At 60.5% G+C, this 20,123-nt stretch carries 22 protein-coding genes and 1 tRNA gene; 17 read left to right on the forward strand and 6 right to left on the reverse strand.

Annotation, left to right across the window (positions count from 1 at the left end; all coding sequences use genetic code 11):
• Positions 1-166: 166 nt before the first annotated feature.
• Both JTP94_RS07355 and JTP94_RS07360 read left to right on the forward strand, forming a co-directional pair.
• A complete protein-coding gene (locus JTP94_RS07355; protein ID WP_204849882.1) occupies positions 167-616 on the forward strand; it encodes a phasin in 450 nt (149 codons plus the stop codon).
• Positions 617-832: 216 nt separating this feature from the next.
• Positions 833-909: transfer RNA gene (locus JTP94_RS07360), tRNA-His, on the forward strand.
• Between the two features lie 51 nt (positions 910-960).
• On the opposite strand, the gene JTP94_RS07365 is transcribed toward JTP94_RS07360, so the two are convergent.
• The gene (locus JTP94_RS07365) at positions 961-1,107 is read right to left on the reverse strand and encodes a hypothetical protein (protein WP_162183873.1); all 147 of its coding nucleotides are present in this window, start codon (positions 1,105-1,107) and stop codon (positions 961-963) included.
• A gap of 115 nt (positions 1,108-1,222) precedes the next feature.
• Positions 1,223-1,936, reverse strand: a complete 714-nt coding sequence (locus tag JTP94_RS07370; protein ID WP_204849883.1) for a hypothetical protein — start codon at positions 1,934-1,936, stop codon at positions 1,223-1,225.
• Positions 1,937-2,156: 220 nt separating this feature from the next.
• On the opposite strand from JTP94_RS07370, the gene JTP94_RS07375 reads away from it, so the two are divergent.
• Entirely contained in the window at positions 2,157-2,315 is a 159-nt protein-coding gene (locus tag JTP94_RS07375; RefSeq protein WP_204849884.1) for a hypothetical protein, read from the forward strand.
• A 14-nt stretch (positions 2,316-2,329) separates the two neighbouring features.
• On the opposite strand, the gene JTP94_RS07380 is transcribed toward JTP94_RS07375, so the two are convergent.
• Entirely contained in the window at positions 2,330-3,211 is an 882-nt protein-coding gene (locus JTP94_RS07380) for a LysR family transcriptional regulator (protein ID WP_204849885.1), read from the reverse strand.
• 111 nt (positions 3,212-3,322) lie between these two features.
• Between JTP94_RS07380 and JTP94_RS07385 the strand changes: the two genes are divergently transcribed.
• The 11 genes from JTP94_RS07385 to JTP94_RS07435 all read left to right on the forward strand — a co-directional run bounded on the left by JTP94_RS07385 (position 3,323) and on the right by JTP94_RS07435 (position 14,841).
• Positions 3,323-4,819 (forward strand): CoA-acylating methylmalonate-semialdehyde dehydrogenase, encoded by a 1,497-nt coding sequence (locus JTP94_RS07385; protein WP_204849886.1) that lies wholly within the window; start codon positions 3,323-3,325, stop codon positions 4,817-4,819.
• Positions 4,820-4,964: 145 nt separating this feature from the next.
• Positions 4,965-5,312: a VOC family protein gene (locus tag JTP94_RS07390; RefSeq protein WP_204849887.1), complete on the forward strand. Its 348-nt coding sequence runs from the start codon at positions 4,965-4,967 to the stop codon at positions 5,310-5,312.
• Between the two features lie 228 nt (positions 5,313-5,540).
• Positions 5,541-6,608 carry a YjgN family protein gene (locus JTP94_RS07395; protein WP_204849888.1) on the forward strand — a complete coding sequence of 356 codons (1,068 nt, stop codon included), beginning with the start codon at positions 5,541-5,543 and terminating at the stop codon, positions 6,606-6,608.
• Positions 6,580-7,683, forward strand: coding sequence for a M48 family metallopeptidase (locus JTP94_RS07400; RefSeq protein WP_204849889.1), 1,104 nt, complete (start codon positions 6,580-6,582; stop codon positions 7,681-7,683). The genes JTP94_RS07395 and JTP94_RS07400 overlap by 29 nt, the downstream gene beginning before the upstream one ends.
• 120 nt (positions 7,684-7,803) lie before the next feature.
• The gene (rirA, locus tag JTP94_RS07405; protein ID WP_204849890.1) at positions 7,804-8,292 is read left to right on the forward strand and encodes an iron-responsive transcriptional regulator RirA; all 489 of its coding nucleotides are present in this window, start codon (positions 7,804-7,806) and stop codon (positions 8,290-8,292) included.
• Between the two features lie 342 nt (positions 8,293-8,634).
• The gene (locus JTP94_RS07410) at positions 8,635-10,230 is read left to right on the forward strand and encodes an ABC transporter substrate-binding protein (RefSeq protein ID WP_204849891.1); all 1,596 of its coding nucleotides are present in this window, start codon (positions 8,635-8,637) and stop codon (positions 10,228-10,230) included.
• Positions 10,231-10,319: 89 nt separating this feature from the next.
• Positions 10,320-11,324, forward strand: coding sequence for an ABC transporter permease subunit (locus tag JTP94_RS07415; RefSeq protein WP_204849892.1), 1,005 nt, complete (start codon positions 10,320-10,322; stop codon positions 11,322-11,324).
• Positions 11,325-11,333: 9 nt separating this feature from the next.
• The gene (locus JTP94_RS07420; RefSeq protein WP_204849893.1) at positions 11,334-12,227 is read left to right on the forward strand and encodes an ABC transporter permease subunit; all 894 of its coding nucleotides are present in this window, start codon (positions 11,334-11,336) and stop codon (positions 12,225-12,227) included.
• Positions 12,227-13,243: an ABC transporter ATP-binding protein gene (locus tag JTP94_RS07425; protein WP_204849894.1), complete on the forward strand. Its 1,017-nt coding sequence runs from the start codon at positions 12,227-12,229 to the stop codon at positions 13,241-13,243. The genes JTP94_RS07420 and JTP94_RS07425 overlap by 1 nt, the downstream gene beginning before the upstream one ends.
• Positions 13,240-14,193, forward strand: a complete 954-nt coding sequence (locus JTP94_RS07430; protein WP_034508594.1) for a peptide ABC transporter ATP-binding protein — start codon at positions 13,240-13,242, stop codon at positions 14,191-14,193. Before JTP94_RS07425 ends, JTP94_RS07430 begins: the two co-directional genes overlap by 4 nt.
• A gap of 120 nt (positions 14,194-14,313) precedes the next feature.
• On the forward strand, positions 14,314-14,841 hold the full coding sequence (locus JTP94_RS07435) for a gluconokinase (protein ID WP_204849895.1): 528 nt from the start codon (positions 14,314-14,316) through the stop codon (positions 14,839-14,841).
• 8 nt (positions 14,842-14,849) lie between these two features.
• Here the strand turns inward: JTP94_RS07435 and JTP94_RS07440 are convergent, their stop codons facing one another.
• The 3 genes from JTP94_RS07440 to JTP94_RS07450 all read right to left on the reverse strand — a co-directional run bounded on the left by JTP94_RS07440 (position 14,850) and on the right by JTP94_RS07450 (position 17,776).
• The gene (locus JTP94_RS07440; protein ID WP_204849896.1) at positions 14,850-16,097 is read right to left on the reverse strand and encodes an FAD-binding oxidoreductase; all 1,248 of its coding nucleotides are present in this window, start codon (positions 16,095-16,097) and stop codon (positions 14,850-14,852) included.
• 129 nt (positions 16,098-16,226) lie between these two features.
• Positions 16,227-16,724 carry an isoprenylcysteine carboxyl methyltransferase family protein gene (locus JTP94_RS07445; protein WP_204850280.1) on the reverse strand — a complete coding sequence of 166 codons (498 nt, stop codon included), beginning with the start codon at positions 16,722-16,724 and terminating at the stop codon, positions 16,227-16,229.
• Positions 16,724-17,776, reverse strand: coding sequence for a type III polyketide synthase (locus JTP94_RS07450; protein ID WP_204849897.1), 1,053 nt, complete (start codon positions 17,774-17,776; stop codon positions 16,724-16,726). The genes JTP94_RS07445 and JTP94_RS07450 overlap by 1 nt, the downstream gene beginning before the upstream one ends.
• Positions 17,777-17,972: 196 nt before the next feature.
• On the opposite strand from JTP94_RS07450, the gene JTP94_RS07455 reads away from it, so the two are divergent.
• The 3 genes from JTP94_RS07455 (at position 17,973) to JTP94_RS07465 (ending at position 20,020) form a co-directional block, all read left to right on the forward strand.
• A complete protein-coding gene (locus JTP94_RS07455) occupies positions 17,973-18,515 on the forward strand; it encodes a tetratricopeptide repeat protein (protein ID WP_204849898.1) in 543 nt (180 codons plus the stop codon).
• 64 nt (positions 18,516-18,579) lie between these two features.
• On the forward strand, positions 18,580-19,224 hold the full coding sequence (locus JTP94_RS07460; protein ID WP_204849899.1) for an RNA polymerase sigma factor: 645 nt from the start codon (positions 18,580-18,582) through the stop codon (positions 19,222-19,224).
• The gene (locus JTP94_RS07465; RefSeq protein ID WP_246754717.1) at positions 19,217-20,020 is read left to right on the forward strand and encodes an anti-sigma factor; all 804 of its coding nucleotides are present in this window, start codon (positions 19,217-19,219) and stop codon (positions 20,018-20,020) included. The genes JTP94_RS07460 and JTP94_RS07465 overlap by 8 nt, the downstream gene beginning before the upstream one ends.
• The last annotated feature ends 103 nt before the right edge of the window (positions 20,021-20,123 follow it).

The raw sequence follows: 20,123 nt of genomic DNA on the forward strand, positions 1-20,123 counted from the left end.
AACCGTGCCCCGCTTTTGGGTCCAGCGAAGGCCCCATCTTTCGGCCGGAAAGGTTAACGCGTTGTGCGCCGCACAAATATGTTGCACTGCACAATTTTTTATATTATATAAGCCTCACACAGTTCACGAAGGGTGCCTCGAAGAGGACCCACATAGGAGCGTAATCATGGCTACTGTAAAGAAAGACGACGTTTTTTCAACGGCTGCATTCGATCCTTCCAAGGTCTCCGAATCCTTCCGCGAATTCGCGGAAAAGGGTGCTGCCCAGTCCAAGGAAGCCTTCGCCAAGATGAAGGCTGCCACCGAGGAAGCCGGCAAGACCGTCGAGGCGACCGTGCAGACCGCACAGGCTGGCTCCGTCGAGATCGGCCTCAAGGCAATCGACGTTCTGCGCACCAATGCCGAAAGCTCGCTGGCGCACATGGAAGCCCTGCTTCGCGTCAAGTCCGTTGCCGAACTCTTCGAACTTCAGACCTCCTTCATCCGCAAGCAGGCCGAAGTCACCATCGAACAGGCCAAGTCCATTCAGGAAACCACCAAGAAGGTTGCCGAAAAGCTGGCAAAGCCGGCCAAGGATGCCGCTGAAAAGGCAATGGCTTCCTTCAAGACGGTCTGATTTCCCAAAAGCCTCCCAAGGCACCAGCGTCCCGTTTTCAGGTGAAAGCTCTGAAGGCGGGACTTTTCGTTTAGGGATGGTTTCTGTTCGTGCAAATGCCGGCGGCGCACCATCATCCGGATATCTTTGAAGCTTTTTTGTATTGCGGGGAGATAGGACTTGAAATACTTTCAAAGTCCTCGTATGTCACCCCCGTTCGCGGCGACGCGAGCATGTGCGGTTGTAGCTCAGTTGGTTAGAGCGCAGGTTTGTGGCACCTGAGGTCGGAGGTTCGAGACCCCCCAACCGTACCATTCTCTCTTTGGTCGATCAGACATGATAGCTCTCCCGACACCGGCCGAGGGCTATTTCTTGTTTTCGGGCTTCTTTACGACATGCCCCGGCGAGATCGGATCGCTCGCGGGAAAGGTTTCCTCGAGCGCCTCCTCGAGATAGTCGTCCTGCTCCTTGTGGTCTTTCTCGGCCTGCTTCGGTTTCTTTTTCTCGCTCATCATCCTTACTCCCCAAGGTGTTCCTGAAATAACTAGACCGTGGGATGCCCTTGTCCAGCGTGGCCTCATCTGAACGCCGTGTCGTGCGCTTCTTGGCATCCACCGCGAGATGTTCTTAGAATGTAATCCGCGACACGATCGTAGCGCGGCCGCGAGGTGGTATTGCGGGAGTCTCGGGGGGAACCCCGAATGTCTTTCTCGCGGCGCGCTGCGCGGTGCCAGGGATGGCGCTTTCGACTGCGGCGATATCCTCGGGTTTGACTTTGGCGGCGGTGCAGGCACCCTGTTTGTTCCAGAGTCTTTCGGCAATGCTGCTGCCCACCGCGGCGGTGATGGCTGTTCCGGCTATATCGTTCTGCTGAACTTTGTTTGCTTTCACCATCCCCCGGATGGCCTCGCCGAGTATCTTGGCGGAATCCTCGAACGATACGTTGCGTACCTGGTCGAACCGCTTGCTATTCTCGCCATCCACAATGCAATGGTGCGCCGTGAACAGCCAGTCGTGGATCATGTAGGCCGGCGCATAACCCCACGGTGACAATCCTTTGAAGACCTGCGCGATCTTCGGAATAGAGCCCCCGTCCGTGTACATCAAGCCGGGCTGGATTTCGGCGCCGGGCAGAGAGCGATCAGCTCGGCGGAACGTCAAGGGATCGGCGGGATCGGGAACGAAGACGAACTTGCCATCTCCGCTGGAATCACCCTCGCCAACCCACATCACAAACAGGCTGCCGGTTAGCGTCGCCGGAGCAAGCTGTGAAAAGTCGACAGTCGTGCATGCGCTGAGACCAACGGCAAGCGCCGTGAAGAATACCCCGCCTTTCAGCATCAAGCGCTCCCTCGGAATCTGCTCAGATGAAATGAAAGCCTGCCACTCTACTTATGCACGAGCTGGCCGTATGCGCAAATAAAACCGAAAGTCTTCCAAGGCGAGGACACGGTGCCGGCTTCGGTCGCGGCTTCCGATGATGGACCTGCGAGACTTCCTGTGGAACCCTGCCTGCTCCCGACCGTTAGCCAATATCAGCAACGAAATAGAAGGAGCTGGCATGTCCGTGCCACACGAGCCGATTCCCGAGACGCCACCGATGCCCGATCCGGGTTGGGCACCGAAGCCGCCGATAGAGGAGCCGGATCCGGACAGGTTGCCGGATGAAATTCCTATGCCCAATCCCGACGAGAACGAGGAGCCGCCGAAACATGCTTAGGGCCAGGCATGGCTTTACAGGAACATCCGCCGCTCTTCACTGACCAGCTCCTGCAGGAAGTCCGACACGGTGCGCACACGCACGAGATCGCGGGCGCTTTCGTGATAGACAGTCCAGTAGGCGCGTTTGATGGAGATATCGGGCAGGATGCGGGTGAGTTCCGGAAATTGCCTGGCGATATAATCGTGCAGGATACCGATGCCGGCGCCGGAGCGAACCGCTTCCGTCTGGCCGATGGAGGTGGAGATTTCGAAAGAGGCATCCCAGCTGCGCATGATCTCGCCGGAGAAATTCAGCGAGGCGGTGAAGATCAGGTCTTCGACATAGCCGATGCGCGGATGCAGCTTCAGGGCTTCCACGCTATCGGGCAGGCCTGCCTGCTCCAGATAGGCCTTCGAGGCATAGAGGCCGAGCGTGTAATCCGTCAGCTTCGATGAGACCAAGCGGCCCTGCTCGGGGCGCTCCAGCGTGATCGCGATATCGGCCTCGCGCTGCGACAGCGAAAAGGAGCGAGGCACCGGCACGAGCTGGATGCGCAGCTCCGGATATCGCGCGATCAGCCGTCCGAGCCTGGGCGCCAGGAAGGAGACGCCGAAACCATCCGGTGCGCCGATGCGCACCGTGCCGGTAATGGCGGTGTCGAGGTGGCCGATGCTTGCCTGCGCGCGCAGCATCTCGGTTTCCATGCGCTCCGCCGCATGCAGGAAGATCTCGCCCTCTGCCGTCAGCTCGCAGCCATTGGTGCGGCGCACGAGCAACCGCGTCTTCAGCCGCTCCTCCAGCGTCGTCACTCGCCGAGAGAGCGTGGCATGGTTGACGCCGAGCCGCTTGGAGGCCGCCAGAATCTGCCCCGTGCGGGCGACGGCAAGAAACATGCGGACATCATCCCAATCCATATGCACATCCAGGGCTTTAATTTTTGCACAACGGTTGCTTATAACAGCTGATTGATTTGTGCAAATTGAAGTGCGATCCTGTGTTCATCCAAGAAAACGAGGAGGCACATCATGCAAGAGATCGGTCATTTCATCGGCGGCAAGCACGTCGCCGGCACCAGCGGACGCACCAGCAACGTCTACAATCCGGCAACCGGCGAAGTTCAGGCGACGGTAGCACTCGCCAGCGTCGAGGAAATCCGCGCAGCGGTGGAAAACGCCAAGGCAGCGCAGCCGAAATGGGCGGCCACCAACCCGCAGCGCCGCGCTCGCGTCTTCTTCAAGTTCGTCGAGCTTCTGAACAAGCACATGGATGAGCTGGCCGCGATGCTCTCCAAGGAGCACGGCAAGACGATCGAGGATTCCAAGGGCGACATCATCCGTGGCCTGGAAGTCTGTGAATTCGTCTGCGGCATTCCGCATCTCGCCAAGGGCGAGTTCACCGAGGGCGCCGGTCCGGCGATCGACATGTATTCCATCCGCCAGCCGGTCGGCATCGGCGCTGGCATCACGCCGTTCAATTTTCCGGGCATGATCCCGATGTGGATGTTCGCGCCGGCAATCGCCTGCGGTAACGCTTTCATCCTGAAGCCTTCCGAGCGCGATCCTTCCCTGCCGATCCGTCTTGCCGAACTGATCATCGAAGCCGGCCTGCCGGCAGGCATCCTCAACGTCGTCAACGGTGACAAGGCCGCCGTCGATGCCATCCTGGCCGATCCGGATATCGCTGCCGTTTCCTTCGTCGGCTCCACCCCGATCGCCCGTTACGTCTACGGCACGGCTGCCATGAACGGCAAGCGCGCCCAGTGCTTCGGCGGCGCCAAGAACCACATGATCATCATGCCGGATGCAGACATGGATCAGGCTGTCAACGCGCTGATGGGCGCCGGCTACGGCTCGGCCGGCGAGCGCTGCATGGCGATTTCCGTCGCGGTGCCGGTCGGCGAGGACACGGCCAACCGTCTCGTCGAGAAGCTGGTGCCGAAGATCGAATCCCTGCGCATCGGCCCCTACACTGACGACAAGGCCGATTTGGGCCCTCTCGTCACCAAGGACGCCTATAACCGCGTCAACGGTCTGATCGACCGCGGTGTCGAAGAGGGCGCCAAGCTCGTCGTCGACGGCCGTGGCTTCAAGCTGCAGGGATACGAGGACGGCTACTTCGTCGGCGGCACGCTGTTCGACCACGTCACGCCGAGCATGGATATCTACAAGACCGAGATCTTCGGGCCGGTTCTCTCTGTTGTTCGTGCAAAGAACTATGAAGAGGCGCTCGACCTGCCGATGAAGCATGAATATGGCAACGGCGTCGCCATCTATACCCGTGACGGCGATGCGGCCCGCGACTTCGCCTCGCGCATCAATATCGGCATGATCGGCATCAACGTTCCGATCCCGGTTCCGCTCGCCTATCATTCCTTCGGCGGCTGGAAGTCTTCCAGCTTCGGCGATCTCAATCAGCACGGCACAGATTCGATCAAGTTCTGGACGCGCACCAAGACGATCACCGCCCGCTGGCCGTCCGGCATCAAGGATGGCGCCGAATTCGTCATGCCGACGATGAATTAAGGATCGCTATTATCGAATGATTTCAACCGCCGCCCGGAAATATGCCGGGCGGCGGTTTTTTGTTGCGATTGTTTTGGGTAGAGTGAGCTTGTCTACGCCATTGTTTTGCTCTAGAACAAAACAAGAACAATGGGAGGGCCGCGTGATGACCGTGACCTATCAGATCGACTATCTCGAATTTCCGTCGAAGGATGGCCTGAAAACACGGCGCTTCTTCGAGGAAGCTTTCGATTGGAGCTTCGTCAGTTACGGGCCGACCTACCATGTTATCGAGGCGGCGGGGATAGACGCCGGCATCGATGGGGACGCAGGGGAAGCCGCCGGCGCGCCGCTGCCCGTGGTGCGCACCACCGATCTGGAAGAGGCCCAGCGCGCGGTCGAATTCGCCGGCGGTGTCGTAACTCGTCCCGCCTTCGATTTCCCCGGTGGCCGACGCTTTCACTTCCGCGAGCCGGGCGGCTGCGAAATGGCCGTCTGGGTCTCCGCGCCCTGAGCATCCAGGCCAGTGTGACATTAAGGTTGCAGCTACGCGGGCTATTTGTCCCCCGGCGGGGCGAATGCTGCTGCCGGATATTTTTCCGTTGATCGGCGCTTATTTTCCTGCTTTCAAGTGCAACGGTAAGGCGAGTGATGTGATGCGCAACACATCTCCCCGCGGCTCGTGCTCATGTGAGGCGTCTCTGGGAAACGCTCGTCCTCTTGTGGGGTAGGGGATTACAATATGGCAACTGTCGAGCAAAGCTATCCGTTGGGCGGAAGGCCCTTTTTCCAGAGGGCTTCCTTCACGGGCAACGCCTCCGAATATTTCGGCATCTGGATCGTCAATATTCTGCTGACGATCGTGACACTAGGCATCTATTCGGCCTGGGCAAAGGTACGCCGCAACCGGTATTTTTATGGGAATACGGTCCTTCTGGGCCACAGCTTCGAATATCATGCCAAGGGCAAACAGATACTCATCGGCCGGCTGATCGTGTTCGGCTTTCTCATCGTGGTGAACATACTTTCACATGTGGCGCCATTGGCGGTGCTGGCGATTTGGCCTGTCATGCTGGTGGTATTCCCATGGTTTCTCATGCGCGGGCTTAGGTTCAATGCGCGCGTGACGAGCTATCGCAATGTGCGTTTTGATTTCGTCGGGACCTATGGCGGCGCGTTCAAGGCGATCTTCCTGGGTACCCTGGTAACTGTAATATCGGTCGGGCTGCTGTCTCCGGTCGCCAGCCGCTGGTTCTACAAATACGTCTTCGATAATCTGCGTTATGGAGATCGACCGTTCTCGACCGAGCCGCGATTGGGCGCGATTTACAAGGTTTTCGGCACCATGATCGCGCTTTCTCTTGCAGGTGGTGCGATCCTTGGTTTTGCTGCCGGCGCCTTGGGCGTTTTCCGCCACGTCCCGATGAGTTCGACAGGCGCCGGTCTCAGTCCGGTGCATTTCGGGTTTGTTGTTGGCCTGCTCGCATATGTGTTCGCAGGCCTCTATTATCGGGCCTCGATCCGTAACATCATCTGGTCGGCAGCAATGATCGATCATCGCCATCAGCTCCGTAGCAATCTCGGCCGCCGGCAATATATTTGGGTTGTCGTTGTTAATACGGTGCTGACGCTTGTAACGCTCGGCCTGATGCGTCCGTGGGCAGCGGTGCAGATGCAACGGTTTTTGGCAGAACACACGGCGATCAGCGTCGACGGTGAAATCGGCGTCGTCTTCGATCAGATCAGCTCGACCGGCACTGCCATCAGCGCGGAATATCTCGATGTCGATGGATTCGACTTTGGCTTCTGATCCGCAAGCGATCGCCACTGGCATCTGGCATCCGCCGCATTCCAGCCGGGAGGTTCCTGCCCGGCTGCTGGATGTCGGCGGATCGCTCATCGTGCTGTCGGACGAAGAGGGAGACGAGAGCAGGCGGCTTGCCTGGGGCATCCGCTCCGATATCGACGTCAGTCAGCGCGTCGGTTCCATCCCGCGCCGTATCGTGTTCGGAAACGATTCGGTTTTCGAAACCCGCGATAACGACGCCGTCGATGCCTATCTGCAAAGCCGCGGCGAAGGACGAAGCAGTTTCGTTCATCGGCTCGAGATCGTCCGTCCCCGGCTGATCGCCTTCGCCCTGGCGGTGTTCGTCCTGGGCTCGATCATCTATCGCTATGCCCTGCCGGCCCTCGTGGAAGTCGCCGTCCTGGTAACGCCGCCGGTGGTGCCGGAGATGATGTCGGCGGGAACGCTGAAGACATTGGATCGAGTGACCTTCGGCCCCAGCAAGCTTCCCGAGGCGCAGCAGGCGGAAATTCGCGATGATTTCGCCGGGATAGCCGCGAATGCGGAAGGCGGTGCGGGCCGCTATCATCTGAATTTCCGCGATGGCGGCCTCATCGGCCCCAACGCCTTCGCGCTGCCGGACGGCAATCTCGTCCTGACCGATCAGCTCGTCGAGCTGGCCGGCGGCGACAAGGAGATGATCACCGCTGTGCTTGGCCATGAGATCGGTCACGTCGAATACAAGCACAGCCTGCGCCAGCTATATAGCGCCGCGGGTGTCGCCGGTCTCGTGTTGCTGATCGCCGGAGACGTCGGCTCCGGCGTTCACGACGTATTGACACAGGGCGGCGGCCTTCTCGCGCTTTCCTACTCCCGGCAAGCCGAGGCGCAGGCCGATCGCCGCTCGGTGGAGCTGATGCTGGCCGCCGGCAAGGATCCGGCAGCGTTGTCGCGCTTCTTCGATCTCCTCGAAGCGAAGCTCGATGATCATGGTGACACCAGCATGCTGTCGACCCATCCGGGTCCGCCGGAGCGCAAGCAGGCGATCCTCGATTATGCCAGGGAACTGAAGGAGAAGCAGGCGAGGACGGGCGGATGAGGAAGTCGGCGCCGTCAGAATAACGTGAATATGAATTTCATATTTTGGAATTGTTCAAAACTAAGAAAGTCTCTATATACGGATCGACCCCCTAAGCAGCCTCGATTCCAGGAGATCGGCATGCGCTTGACGAAACAGACCAATTACGCGGTGCGCATGTTGATGTATTGCGCCGCGAACGACGGCCATTTGAGCCGCATCCCGGAAATCGCCAGGGCATACAGCGTTTCCGAGCTTTTCCTCTTCAAGATTCTGCAGCCGCTGACGAAGGCAGGTCTCGTCGAAACCGTACGCGGCCGCAACGGCGGCGTGCGCCTCGGCAGGCCTGCGACCGCTATCAGCCTTTTTGACGTTGTTCGTGTCACCGAAGACAGCTTCGCCATGGCGGAATGCTTCGAAGAGGGCGTGGTGGAATGTCCGCTGGTGGATAGCTGCGGTCTCAATACGGCGCTGCGCAAGGCTTTGAACGCTTTCTTCGATGTTCTGACGGAATATTCCATCGACGATCTCGTCAAGGCGCGCCCGCAGATCAACTTCCTGCTCGGCCTGACTGATCTGGATCACCGGGCGATCGCCAAGAAGCCGCGGATCACCGTTCCCGCAGCCTGATCGCCTTTCGCGAATTCCATCATGTTTTCGATCCGCAGTTGCCTCCGGCGGCTGCGGATTTTTGTTGGTATTGCCTCGATAGGAGGCAATAGAGGGTTAGCGGATTGCAAGAATAAAATGTCAAATCATTCTGAAACTGCTAAATCGGCGCAAAATTTTGCCAGATTATTACCAATTCAAAGGCATTTTTGTCCAAAAATTTCCAAACTCCATAATTTGGAAAAAATTTAGGCGGCGCTTGTTGCTTTCAAACTTAAAATAAAGTTCCATCGGCCCGATCCGGAAGGGGACCTCTGGGGTGTCCACGGCTTCAAAAGAATAACAAACCTGGGAAACGATATCATGAAAAAGATCTCTGTCCTGCTGGCAGTGACAGCCTTGACTTCGGTCATGGCAACGTCCGCCTGGTCGAAAACACTCGTTTATTGCTCGGAGGGCTCGCCGGAAGGATTCGATCCGGGAATTTATACTGCCGGTACCACGTTCGATGCTTCTTCGCGTACGGTCTACAGCCGCCTCGTCGAATTCAAGCACGGCAGCACCGAGGTCGAACCTGGCCTCGCCGAAAGCTGGACCGTTTCCCCCGACGGCAAGGAATACACCTTCAAGCTGCGCAAGGGTGTGAAGTTCCAGACGACCGATTTTTTCACGCCGACGCGTGACCTCACTGCCGATGACGTCATTTTCTCCATCGGCCGTCAGATCAATGCAGACGGCCCCTGGGCCAAGTATGTCGCCGGCGGTTCCTACGAATATGCTGACGGCATGGGCTTCACCAAGCTGATCAAGTCGATCGACAAGGTCGACGACCTCACCGTCAAATTCGTGCTGAACCGTCCGGAAGCCCCGTTCCTCGCCGACCTCGCGATGGACTTCGGCTCGATCCTGTCGAAGGAATATGCAGACAAGCTCCAGGCCGACAAGAAGATGGAGCAGATGAACCAGCAGCCGCTCGGCACCGGTCCGTTCACCTTCGTCGCCTACCAGCCGGATGCCGTCATCCGCTACAAGGCAAATGAGACCTATTTCAAGGGCAAGGAAAAGATCGACGATCTCGTCTTTGCGATCACGCCGGATGCATCCGTCCGCGCGCAGAAGCTGAAGTCCGGCGAGTGCAATATCATGCCGTACCCGAACGCAGCCGACATCAAGGATCTGAAGGCTGACAAGAACCTCAAGGTTCTAGAGCAGGCCGGCTTGAACGTTTCTTACGTCGCCTACAACACGCTGATCGCGCCTTTCGACAAGGTCGAAGTGCGCAAGGCGCTCAACATGGCCGTCAACAAGCAGGCCATCGTCGACGCCGTCTTCCAGGGTTCGGCTTCGGTTGCGACCAACCCGATCCCGCCGACCATGTGGTCCTACAACAAGGACGTCAAGGACGATAAATACAACCCTGACGAAGCCAAGAAGATGCTTGAAAAGGCTGGCGTCAAGGATCTCAGCATGAAGATCTGGGCGATGCCGGTGTCGCGTCCCTACATGCTGAATGCACGCCGCGCTGCCGAGCTGATGCAGGCCGACCTTGGTAAGATCGGCGTCAAGGTCGAGATCGTCACCTATGACTGGGCTCAATACCTGAAGCTCTCCTCCGCGAAGGACCGTGACGGTGCGGCCATCCTCGGCTGGACCGGCGACAACGGCGACCCGGACAACTTCCTTGACACGCTGCTCGGCTGCGATGCCGTCGGTGGCAACAACCGTGCGCAGTGGTGCAACAAGGAATTCGACGACCTGGTGAAAAAGGCCAAGCAGACGGCTGACGTCAAGGAGCGCACCAAGCTCTACGAACAGGCCCAGGTGGTCTTCAAGCGCGAAGCACCGTGGATGACCATCGACCATTCGGAAGAGTTCATCCCGATGACGAAGAATGTCACCGGCTACCATCAGGATCCGGTCGGCGTTCACCGCTTCGATGGCGTCGATATCGCCGAATAACAAAAAACCTGTGAGAATGCCCGGCTAGAACCGGGCGACCCGGCGGTCAGGCACTCTGTCTGACCGCCGGAAAAATTTGGACAACTGTCATGTTGCGATTTCTTTTCAGCCGCCTTGCGGTGCTGATCCCGACATTCCTCGGGGTATCGATCGTCGCCTTCTCCTTCATCCGCCTGCTTCCCGGCGATCCCGTCATGCTGCTGTCGGGCGAACGCGTGATGTCGCCGGAACGCCATGCCCAGATCTCGCACGATCTCGGCTACGACCAGCCGATGATCGTCCAGTACGGCAGATACATCTGGAACGCCCTGCATGGCGACCTCGGCACCTCGATCACCACCAAGCGTGACGTGCTGACCGACTTCTTCACCTTCTTCCCGGCAACGCTCGAGCTGTCGATCTGCGCCATGATCCTGGCGATCTGTCTTGGCATTCCGGCCGGCGTTTTCGCCGCCGTCAAACGAGGGACATGGTTCGACCAGACCGTCATGGGTGTGGCCCTCGTCGGCTATTCCATGCCGATCTTCTGGTGGGGCCTGCTGCTGATCATCGTCTTCAACGGCTATCTGCACTGGACGCCGGTTTCAGGCCGCATCGGCCTCATCTACTTCTTCAAGCCGATCACCGGCTTCATGCTGATCGACAGCCTGCTGTCCGGTCAGAAAGGCGCTTTCGGGTCCGCGCTCAATTCGCTGATCCTGCCGACCATTGTCCTCGGCACCATTCCACTTGCCGTCATCGCGCGGCAGACACGTTCCGCCATGCTCGAAGTGCTCGGCGAGGATTATGTGCGCACCGCCCGCTCCAAGGGCCTGTCGCCGCTGCGGGTCGTCTCCGTGCATGCGCTGCGCAACGCCATGATCCCTGTGGTCACCACCATCGGCCTGCAGGTCGGCGTGCTGCTCGGCGGCGCCATCCTGACGGAGAGCATCTTTTCCTGGCCGGGCATCGGCAAATGGATGATCGATGCCGTCTTCAAGCGTGATTATCCCGTGGTGCAGGGCGGCCTGCTGCTGATTGCCGGCATCGTCATGCTCGTCAATCTGGCTGTCGATCTGCTCTACGGCTTCGTCAATCCACGCATTCGTCATTAGGAGCGGCTCATGAGCACGGTTAGCGTCAAATCCGACCGCCCCTCCGCTCTTGCGGAGTTCTGGTACTACTTCTCTCGCAACAAAGGCGCCGTCATCGGCCTTGCGATCTTTCTTTTCGTCCTGTTTCTGGCGATCTTCGCCGGTCTCGTCGCCCCGCACGATCCGGATGCCGCCTATGGCAGCGACATGCAGCGCCTGCCGCCGTTCTGGGCAGAGGGCAGCAACAGCAGCTTCCTGCTGGGCACGGATGCCAACGGCCGCGATCTCCTGTCGCGCCTCATCTACGGCACACGGTTTTCGCTGTTCATCGGCCTCGTGGTCGCCTCGCTTTCGGCAATCGCCGGCATTCTGATCGGCCTCGTCGCCGGCTATGTTCGCGGCCGCACCGATACGATCATCATGCGCATCATGGACATCATCCTCGCCATCCCGTCGCTGCTGCTTGCCCTGGTGCTGGTGGCGATCCTCGGGCCTGGCCTGACGAACGCCATGATCGCGATCTCCATCGTCAACCAGCCGCATTTCGTGCGCCTGACGCGCGCCTCGGTCATGACCGAACGCGACAAGGAATATGTCATCGCCTCGCGTGTCGCCGGTGCCGGTCCGCTGCGGCTGATGTTCAAGACGATCCTGCCGAACTGTCTGGGGCCGCTGATCGTGCAGGGCACGCTTGCATTCTCCTCCGCCATTCTCGATGCCGCGGCTCTCGGCTTTCTCGGCCAGGGCGCCCAGCCACCGACGCCGGAATGGGGCACGATGCTCGCGGACTCGCGCGAGTTCTTCCAGAGCAACCCCTGGCTCGTCACTTTCCCCGGTCTCTGCATCCTGATCACGGTCCTCGCCATCAATCTGATGGGCGACGGCCTGCGCGATGCCTTCGACCCGAAGCTGAAGAGGTCGTAATGGCGCTTCTCGATATTGAAAATCTCACCGTTGAGTTCCAGACCTCGTCCGGCCTGTTCCGGGCGGTCGACGGTGTCTCGCTCACCTGCGACAAGGGGGAGATCCTCTCGATCGTCGGTGAATCCGGTTCCGGCAAATCGGTCTCCATGCTCGCCATGATGGGGCTCTTGCCCTGGACGGCGAACATCACCGCCGACCGCATGATGTTCGACGGCAAGGACCTGCGCGGCATCTCCGCGCGCCAGCGCCGCAAGATCATCGGTAAGGACATGGCGATGATCTTCCAGGAGCCGATGTCGAGCCTCAATCCGTGCTTCACGGTCGGCTTCCAGCTCGGCGAGACCCTGCGCATCCATATGGGTCTCGACCGCAAGGCGCGCCGAGAGCGCTCGATCGAGCTTTTGAATCTCGTCGGTATTCCGGCGCCTGAAGACCGCCTGTCGAATTTCCCGCACCAGATGTCGGGCGGCATGAGCCAGCGCGTCATGATCGCCATGGCGCTCGCCTGCAATCCGAAGCTGCTAATTGCCGACGAGCCGACCACCGCGCTCGACGTGACGATCCAGGCGCAGATCCTCGATCTGCTCGCGCGCCTGCAGCGGGAGCATGGCATGGCGTTGGTGCTCATCACCCATGACATGGGCGTCGTTGCCGAAACGGCAGAGCGCGTGCAGGTGCAATATGCCGGCCAGAAGGTGGAGGAACAGCCCGTCAAGGCGCTGTTCCGCGATCCGCATCATCCCTATACGGCCGCACTTCTCTCGGCACTGCCGGAGCGTGCCGTGGTCGGCGAGCGCCTGCCGTCCATCGCCGGCGTCGTCCCCGGTCAGCACGATCGGCCAACGGGCTGTCTCTTCGCGCCGCGTTGTTCCTTCGCCACGCCGGAATGCGACAAGGGCGTCACGCGCCAGGGCGTCGATCTCGGCAGGACCCTTTGCAACTATCCGCTGGAACATGGCAAGCCGCTCGGCCATCCCGGCATTGCCGCCACGCAAGCAGCAGGAGGTGCCGCATGACCGGCGCTGTTCTCGAAGGGCGCGATCTCGCCCGGTTCTACACCATCAAGCGCGGCAGCTTCAAACCGGAGGCGACCGTCAAGGCGCTGAACGGTGTCAGCTTCAGCCTGCAGTCGGGCCGCACGCTCGCCGTCGTTGGTGAATCCGGCTGCGGCAAGTCGACGCTCGCCCGCCTGGTGACGATGATCGAACACCCGACCTCAGGCGAATTGCTGATCGACGGCAAGCCGGCGAAGCTCGGCGATCGTAGCCTGCGCAGCGCCGTGCAGATCGTCTTTCAGAATCCCTATGGCTCGCTCAATCCGCGTCAGAAGGTCGGCTCCATCCTGGAGGAACCGCTGAAGATCAACACTGATGACGATGCCGCCACCCGCCGCCGCAAGGCCGAGGAGATGATGGCGCGCGTCGGCCTGCGTCCGGAACATTACGATCGCTACCCGCATATGTTCTCCGGCGGCCAGCGCCAGCGCATCGCCATTGCGCGCGCGCTGATGCTGCGGCCGAAGGTGCTGGTGCTCGACGAGCCGGTTTCCGCGCTCGACCTGTCGATCCAGGCGCAGGTGCTGAACCTCTTGATGGATCTGCAGAAGGAGATGGGCCTGGCCTATCTCTTCATCTCGCACGGTCTTTCCGTCGTTCGCCACATCGCCGACGACGTGATGGTGATGTATCTCGGCCGACCGGTCGAAACAGGCACGGCAGAAGAGGTCTTCAGCCGCCCGCGCCATCCCTATACGGCGGCACTTCTCTCGGCGACGCCGATCGCCGATCCGGAGCGCGAAAAGAACCGCATCCGCCTGCAGGGCGAGCTGCCGTCGCCGCTCAACCCGCCGACTGGCTGCCACTTCAATCCGCGCTGCTGGCGTGCGCAGGACAAATGCCGGCAGACCACCCCGGAATTGACCGGCGAGGGGACGCATAAATTTTCCTGTTTCTTTCCGCTCGATTGATCCAAGTTGTGAATCAGGCAGGTCCGGCTTTCTCGCGCCTTTCTGCCAGGCGCTTGGATGCGTCGACGGCGGAACCCGCCTGACTGTCATTATCGGCCATGGTTCAAGGCAGAAAACAACATGAGTGAAATATCGAAGATGCCCCTCGCCATCATCGTCATGGGTGTGAGCGGCAGCGGCAAATCCTCGATCGGCGAGGGCGTGGCGGCTCGGCTCGACATACACTTCATCGAGGGCGATGCGCTGCATCCGGCAGCCAATGTCGAGAAGATGAGCAAGGGCATCCCGCTGACCGACGAGGATCGCTGGCCGTGGCTCGAAAAGATCGGCCAGGAGATTACGGCAAGCCTTGCCAAGGGTGAGGGGATCGCCATTTCCTGCTCGGCGCTCAAGCGTATTTATCGCGAGCGCCTGCGGGCGGCTGCCGGCGGCCATCTCTATTTCATCTATCTCGACGGCTCCAAGGAGCTGCTGACCAAGCGCATGGGCGAGCGCAAGGGCCATTTCATGCCGGCCTCGCTATTGGAAAGCCAGCTGCAGACGCTGGAAGTGCCAACCGGCGAGCCGGGCGTCGTCACCGTCGATATCGACGATACGATCGACGGTATTGTCGAAGCTGCGCTCAAGGGCCTTGCGGCAATCCGCTAGGCTGAAGTTCACGGCGCGAATCGATCCGGCGCGTAGGCCGAAATATCGATGAAAGGCTTCTCGCCGGTGATGAGCTCGGCGAGCACGCGACCGGTCACCGGGCCGAGCGTCAGGCCGTGATGCGCATGGCCGAAGGCGAACCATAAACCCTCGTGGCGCGGCGCCTTGCCGATGATGGGCATCATGTCGGGCGTGCAGGGGCGGGCGCCCATCCAGGGTTCGGGGTCGAGCCGTTCGCCGAGCGGGAAGACCGTGCGGGCGACGGCCTCGGCGCGGTCGAGCTGCACCGGCGTCTTCGGTGCGTCGCGCAGCGCGAATTCGGCCCCCGTCGTCAGCCGGATGCCGCGGCTCATCGGCGCCAGCAGATAGCCGCGTTCGGCATCCAGCGTCCAGTTGTTGAGGACGGCATTGCCCTCGGCGGCGTAGTGCATGTGATAGCCGCGCTTCACGCCGAGCGGAAAGGCATAGCCGAAGCGTTTCGTCACCAGGTCTGCCCATGGTCCGAGCGCGACGACGACATCCTCCGCCTCGATCGACCCTTCCGCCGTCACCATTCTCCAGGCCGAGCCGGACCGGCCGAGCGAGACGGCGTCCCCCGTCGTCACGCGGCCGCCGATGCTTTCGAAGTAACGGCGATAGGCTGATGTCAGCCCATGCGGATCGACCACCGACCATGGGTCGCGCCAGCGCAAAGCGCCGGCAAAGCTGCCTTTGAGATGCGGCTCCGCCGTCGCCACGTCCGCGCTGGTCAGCGCATCGTAGGCGATGCCGAATTCGCGATGGAGACGTTCGGCTTCGGCAAACTCCGCGTCGCGTTTCTCGTTCGAGCGGAACAGCTCCACCCAGCCGTTCTTCCGGATCAGCTCCTCGGCGTGGGCGGCCTCGATGAGGTCGTTGTGCTCGCTGACGGAATGCTCGATCAATGGTGCATAGGCGCGCGAGATCATCTCATGGCGCTTGGTGTTGGAATTCCACCAATAGCGGGCAAGGAAGGCGATCTGCGCGGGCAAAGCGCGCAGATGATAATGCGCATCGACGCGATTGTTGAAGGCATAGCGCAGCAGCAGGCCGAACTGCTGCGGAAAACCGTAGGGCACCACGCCCTCGCGCTGGATGAGGCCGGCATTGCCGAAGGACGTTCCCCGGCCGGGCTCCTTCCTGTCGACGAGGACGACCTGGCGGCCCCGCCGCTGGAGGTGGATTGCCGTCGACACGCCGACGATGCCGGCGCCGAGAACGATTGCGTCCTTTGTCATTTTACCCTGCTATCCGCATGCCCATTGCACTCAGCGCGATCTCGCAGAAGGCTTGATATCGTTGCGGGGGCGGCGCTCTAAGCATCGAAAATGCCTGCCAAATTTCAGCGGCGCAAATGAAAAATGCGGTCAGGCCGCAGTCTGTCTCAGGCAGGCGTTCTCGGCACGGATGCGGATAGTGAGAATGACGCCATTCAGCAGCGAAAAGATCGCTGCGTAGAGCGGCATGCCGAAGCAAAGCGGCAGCACGGCTATCTCGGCGACGACAATCACATAGTTCGGATGATTGAGGAAGCGATAGGGCCCATTCGTCACAAGGGGCGCTCCGGGCAATATGATGATGCGTGTCGTCCAGCGCTCCTTCAGCGTCGCCAACACCCAGAGACGCAATCCCTGCAGCACCATGAACAGGATGAACCAGACAGGATCGACCTGCCGGCCGGTGGCGAGCAGCCACAGGCCGACGAGCCAGGCCGCATGCATCGCCACCATGAAGGGATAGTGCTCCCCGGCGCATTCCCGGGCGCCGCGGGCAAGGAGGGCGGCGGTATTGCGCCTGGCATAGGCCAGTTCCGCCAGCCGCTGCAACGTCACGAAACTCAGAAGAGCGATCGATGGCCAAAGCATCATGCGACCCTCTTCAGGGTAATGCAGCTCGCCGTAAACCCCGGCCCCATCGCAACCAATGCCGAACGTCCCGGCAATCCGGCGGCGATCGCCCGTTCCAGCACGAACAGCACGGTGGGGGAGGACATGTTGCCGTAATCGCTGATCACCTCCCGTTCGATATCGAGCGAGCCGGGCTCGAGACCGAGCGCACTTTCCAGCGCCGCAAGCACCCTGGCGCCGCCGGGATGGCAGATGAAACGGTCGACATCCGATAGCGAGAGCCCCGCCCGATCGAGAATGCCTTCAATAGCGGCTCTGACATGGGTCTCGGCAAAGACTGGCAGCGATTGCTCGAGGACGATGCCGAAGCCGGTGTCGTCGATCTTCCAGCCCATGATGCCGAGGCTGTCGGGGAAGAGATGCTCGCCCGTCGATTCGATTTCGGCGATGCCATCGTCTCCGGCTCTGAGGACGCAGGCAGCCGCCCCGTCGCCGAACAGGGCCGTGGCGATGATGTTGGGCCTGGTCAGTTCGTCCAGGCGGAAGGCCAGGGAGCAGAGTTCGATCGCGACGAAGAGGACGACGGCGCCCGGCCGGCTCCTCGCCATTTTCGAGGCAACGGCAAGGCCGGAAACGCCTGCTGCGCAGCCGAGCCCGAAGATCGGCACCCGCTCTATATCGTTGCGGAAGCCCAACTCGCCGGCCAGCCGTGCCTCGAGGCTCGGTGTCGCAAGCCCGGTGGAAGAGACCGTGATGATGCAATCCACCTGATGAGCTTCGATCCCGGCGCGTTGCAGCGCCGCTGTCGCGGTCCGTCGGAAGAGCTCGGTTGCGACTTCGGCGTAGGCTGCCATGCGATCCTGCCAACCATGCGGCTGTTCGAACCAGGAAAGCGGCCGCGCCGCATGGCGCTTGCGGATGCCAGCGCTCTCGAACACGCGGGCGAGATATTTGAAGTCCTGGAACCGCTCGGAAAACAATCGGCCCGCCGTCTCGGCGGCCTCTGATTGGAGGATGATGTTGTCGGGGGTTGCGACTGCGAGGCTTAGAAGTTTGACGGTATCGATCACGAGTTTCTCCTGCAGCCCTTGTAGGGCATGCCGGGTGAAACACGCAATGATCGGTATCTATTCGATGGGAGCGGTCACGAAAGAGTGACGATCGCCAAGGGTCGGCACGCAGAAAAATATTCTCAGGCGATCCGAATAAAAGGTGCAGGCGGTGTGTTCTCCCCTCGCAACGTTCATTTTGCCAAGGAGACATTCTATGACTACCAATGCATTCCGCCTGGCTTCCATCGCCCTCGGCGCAGGCCTCGCCCTCAGCACCTTCGCTGTTCCGGTTTTCGCAGCCGGCGACGATTCCAGCACGACGCCGACCTGCAAGAAAGGCGAGATCTACGACCAGAAGACAAAGAAATGCGTCAAGCAGCAGGGCGCCAATATTACCGACGAGAACCGCGCCGACTATGCATACTCGCTGGCCAAGAAGGATCATCGCTATCAGGAAGCGTTGGCGGTCCTCGATACCATGCAGAACCCCAACACGGCCGAAGCGCTGAACTATCGCGGCTATGCGACCCGCAAGCTCGGCCGCACGGATGAGGGTATTTCCTACTATACGAAGTCCGTCGCCATGGATCCGAAATACACGCTGGTCCGCGAATATCTCGGCGAAGCCTACGTCATCAAGGGTCAGATGGATCTCGCCAAGGATCAGCTGAGCACGATCAAGACGCTCTGCGGCAACACGACTTGCGAGGAATACCGCGACCTTCACGCTGCGATCCGCAACCCGTCAAGCCTTTGATGTGAAGCATCAGGGTCAACGACGGCTGTTATGAGCAGGGAGCTTTGCGAGGGATATGGGAACCATGCCGGTCGCTCGTACCGCAATTTCTGCTTATAGTCGGATTGGATCGGAGTCGCCGAAAAGGTTGGCGGCTCCCGCAAGCGTTGATGTCGCGGAGGATGCCATAGCGAGCGAAGAGGATATCAGGGCGGGCCTGTCCCAACATCTGACGCGGCTGTGGCGCTATGGCGTGGTGTTGTCGCGCCAGCGTGACGTGGCCGACGATCTCGTTCAGGCGACCTGTGTCAGGGCGCTGGAGCGGGCGGCCCAGTTTACATCAGGCACGAGGCTGGATCGCTGGCTGTTTGCGATCCTCCATTCCATATGGCTGAACGAGGTTCGCTCGCGCCGGGTGCGCATGGGGCAGGGCTTTGTCGATGCTGATGAGACATTGGTTTTCGACGGCGCGCGGGAAACAGAGACGCATATTCTCGCCGGCCAGGTGTTGCGGCGGGCGCAGGCGCTTCCGGAGGCGCAGCGTACCGCTGTATTTCTCGCCTATGTCGAAGGACTTTCCTATCGCGAGGTGGCGGACATTCTGGGTGTGCCGATCGGAACCATCATGAGCCGGCTAGCGGCGGCCCGGGCAAAGCTTGCTGAAGGCATGGGGGGGGCGGGCGACGGACGACCTTCCGGGGATGGGCGACTGGGGAACGGAAATGAGTGAATTGAACAAAGGAAACATGCCCTCGGACGAGCAGCTCACCGCCTTCATCGATGGCGAGCTGGATGCGTCCGATCGCCAAAGGATCGAACGACTGATCGCCGCCGACGAGCGCGTGGCGGAGCGTTTCGATCTTCTGTCGCGCAGCGCCCTGCCGTTCCGCGAGGCGTTCGAGCCGTTGCTTGCCGAGGCCCCAAGTGCCAGGCTGAACGCCATGCTCGCCGCCATCCCGACAGTCGAAGAGAGCAAGCCTCGCTCCTTCGGTGTCGGCCGTCGCGGCTTTCTTGCGGCCGTTGCCGCGAGCTTCGTAGCGGCCATTGCTATCGACCGCTTCGCAATCGACATCGACCATCGTTTCTCCAAGCCGGATGAGGATGCTGAATGGCGCGCCGTGGTTGCTGAATATCTCTCCCTCTATACGGCGGACACGCTGAGCGCGCCGGCGGGCGATCGTGCGCAACAGGTGGCGCAGCTGAATGAAGTCGGCACCAAGCTGGACCTGTCGCTGGCGCCCGAAACCGTCGCCATGTCGGGCGTCGAATTCAAGCGTGCCCAGATCCTGAATTATGACAACAAGCCCCTTGCGCAGATCGCCTATCTCGATCCGCAAACCGGCCCGATGGCTCTTTGCATCGTTCAATCCGTCAAGGGAGCGGCCGCACCGGACATGGAAAGTCGCCGTGGCATGAATGTCGTCTATTGGTCGAGCGCCACGCATGCCTTCATGCTGATCGGCCATGCGCCGATCGATCGCATGCAGCAGCTTGCGGATGATGTGAGAGCGCATTTGCTCGCCTGAGGGCTGGTCCCGGCGCGTCTAAAATGGCGCGATTCAAAAAGAATTTGGCGAAAACCCATCCTGCTGGTATTCTCGGCCCAACGAAAATCGAATGAGCGCCTGC

It is taken from the genome of Martinezella lusitana (assembly GCF_016901135.1).
Lineage (GTDB): Bacteria > Pseudomonadota > Alphaproteobacteria > Rhizobiales > Rhizobiaceae > Rhizobium > Rhizobium lusitanum_D.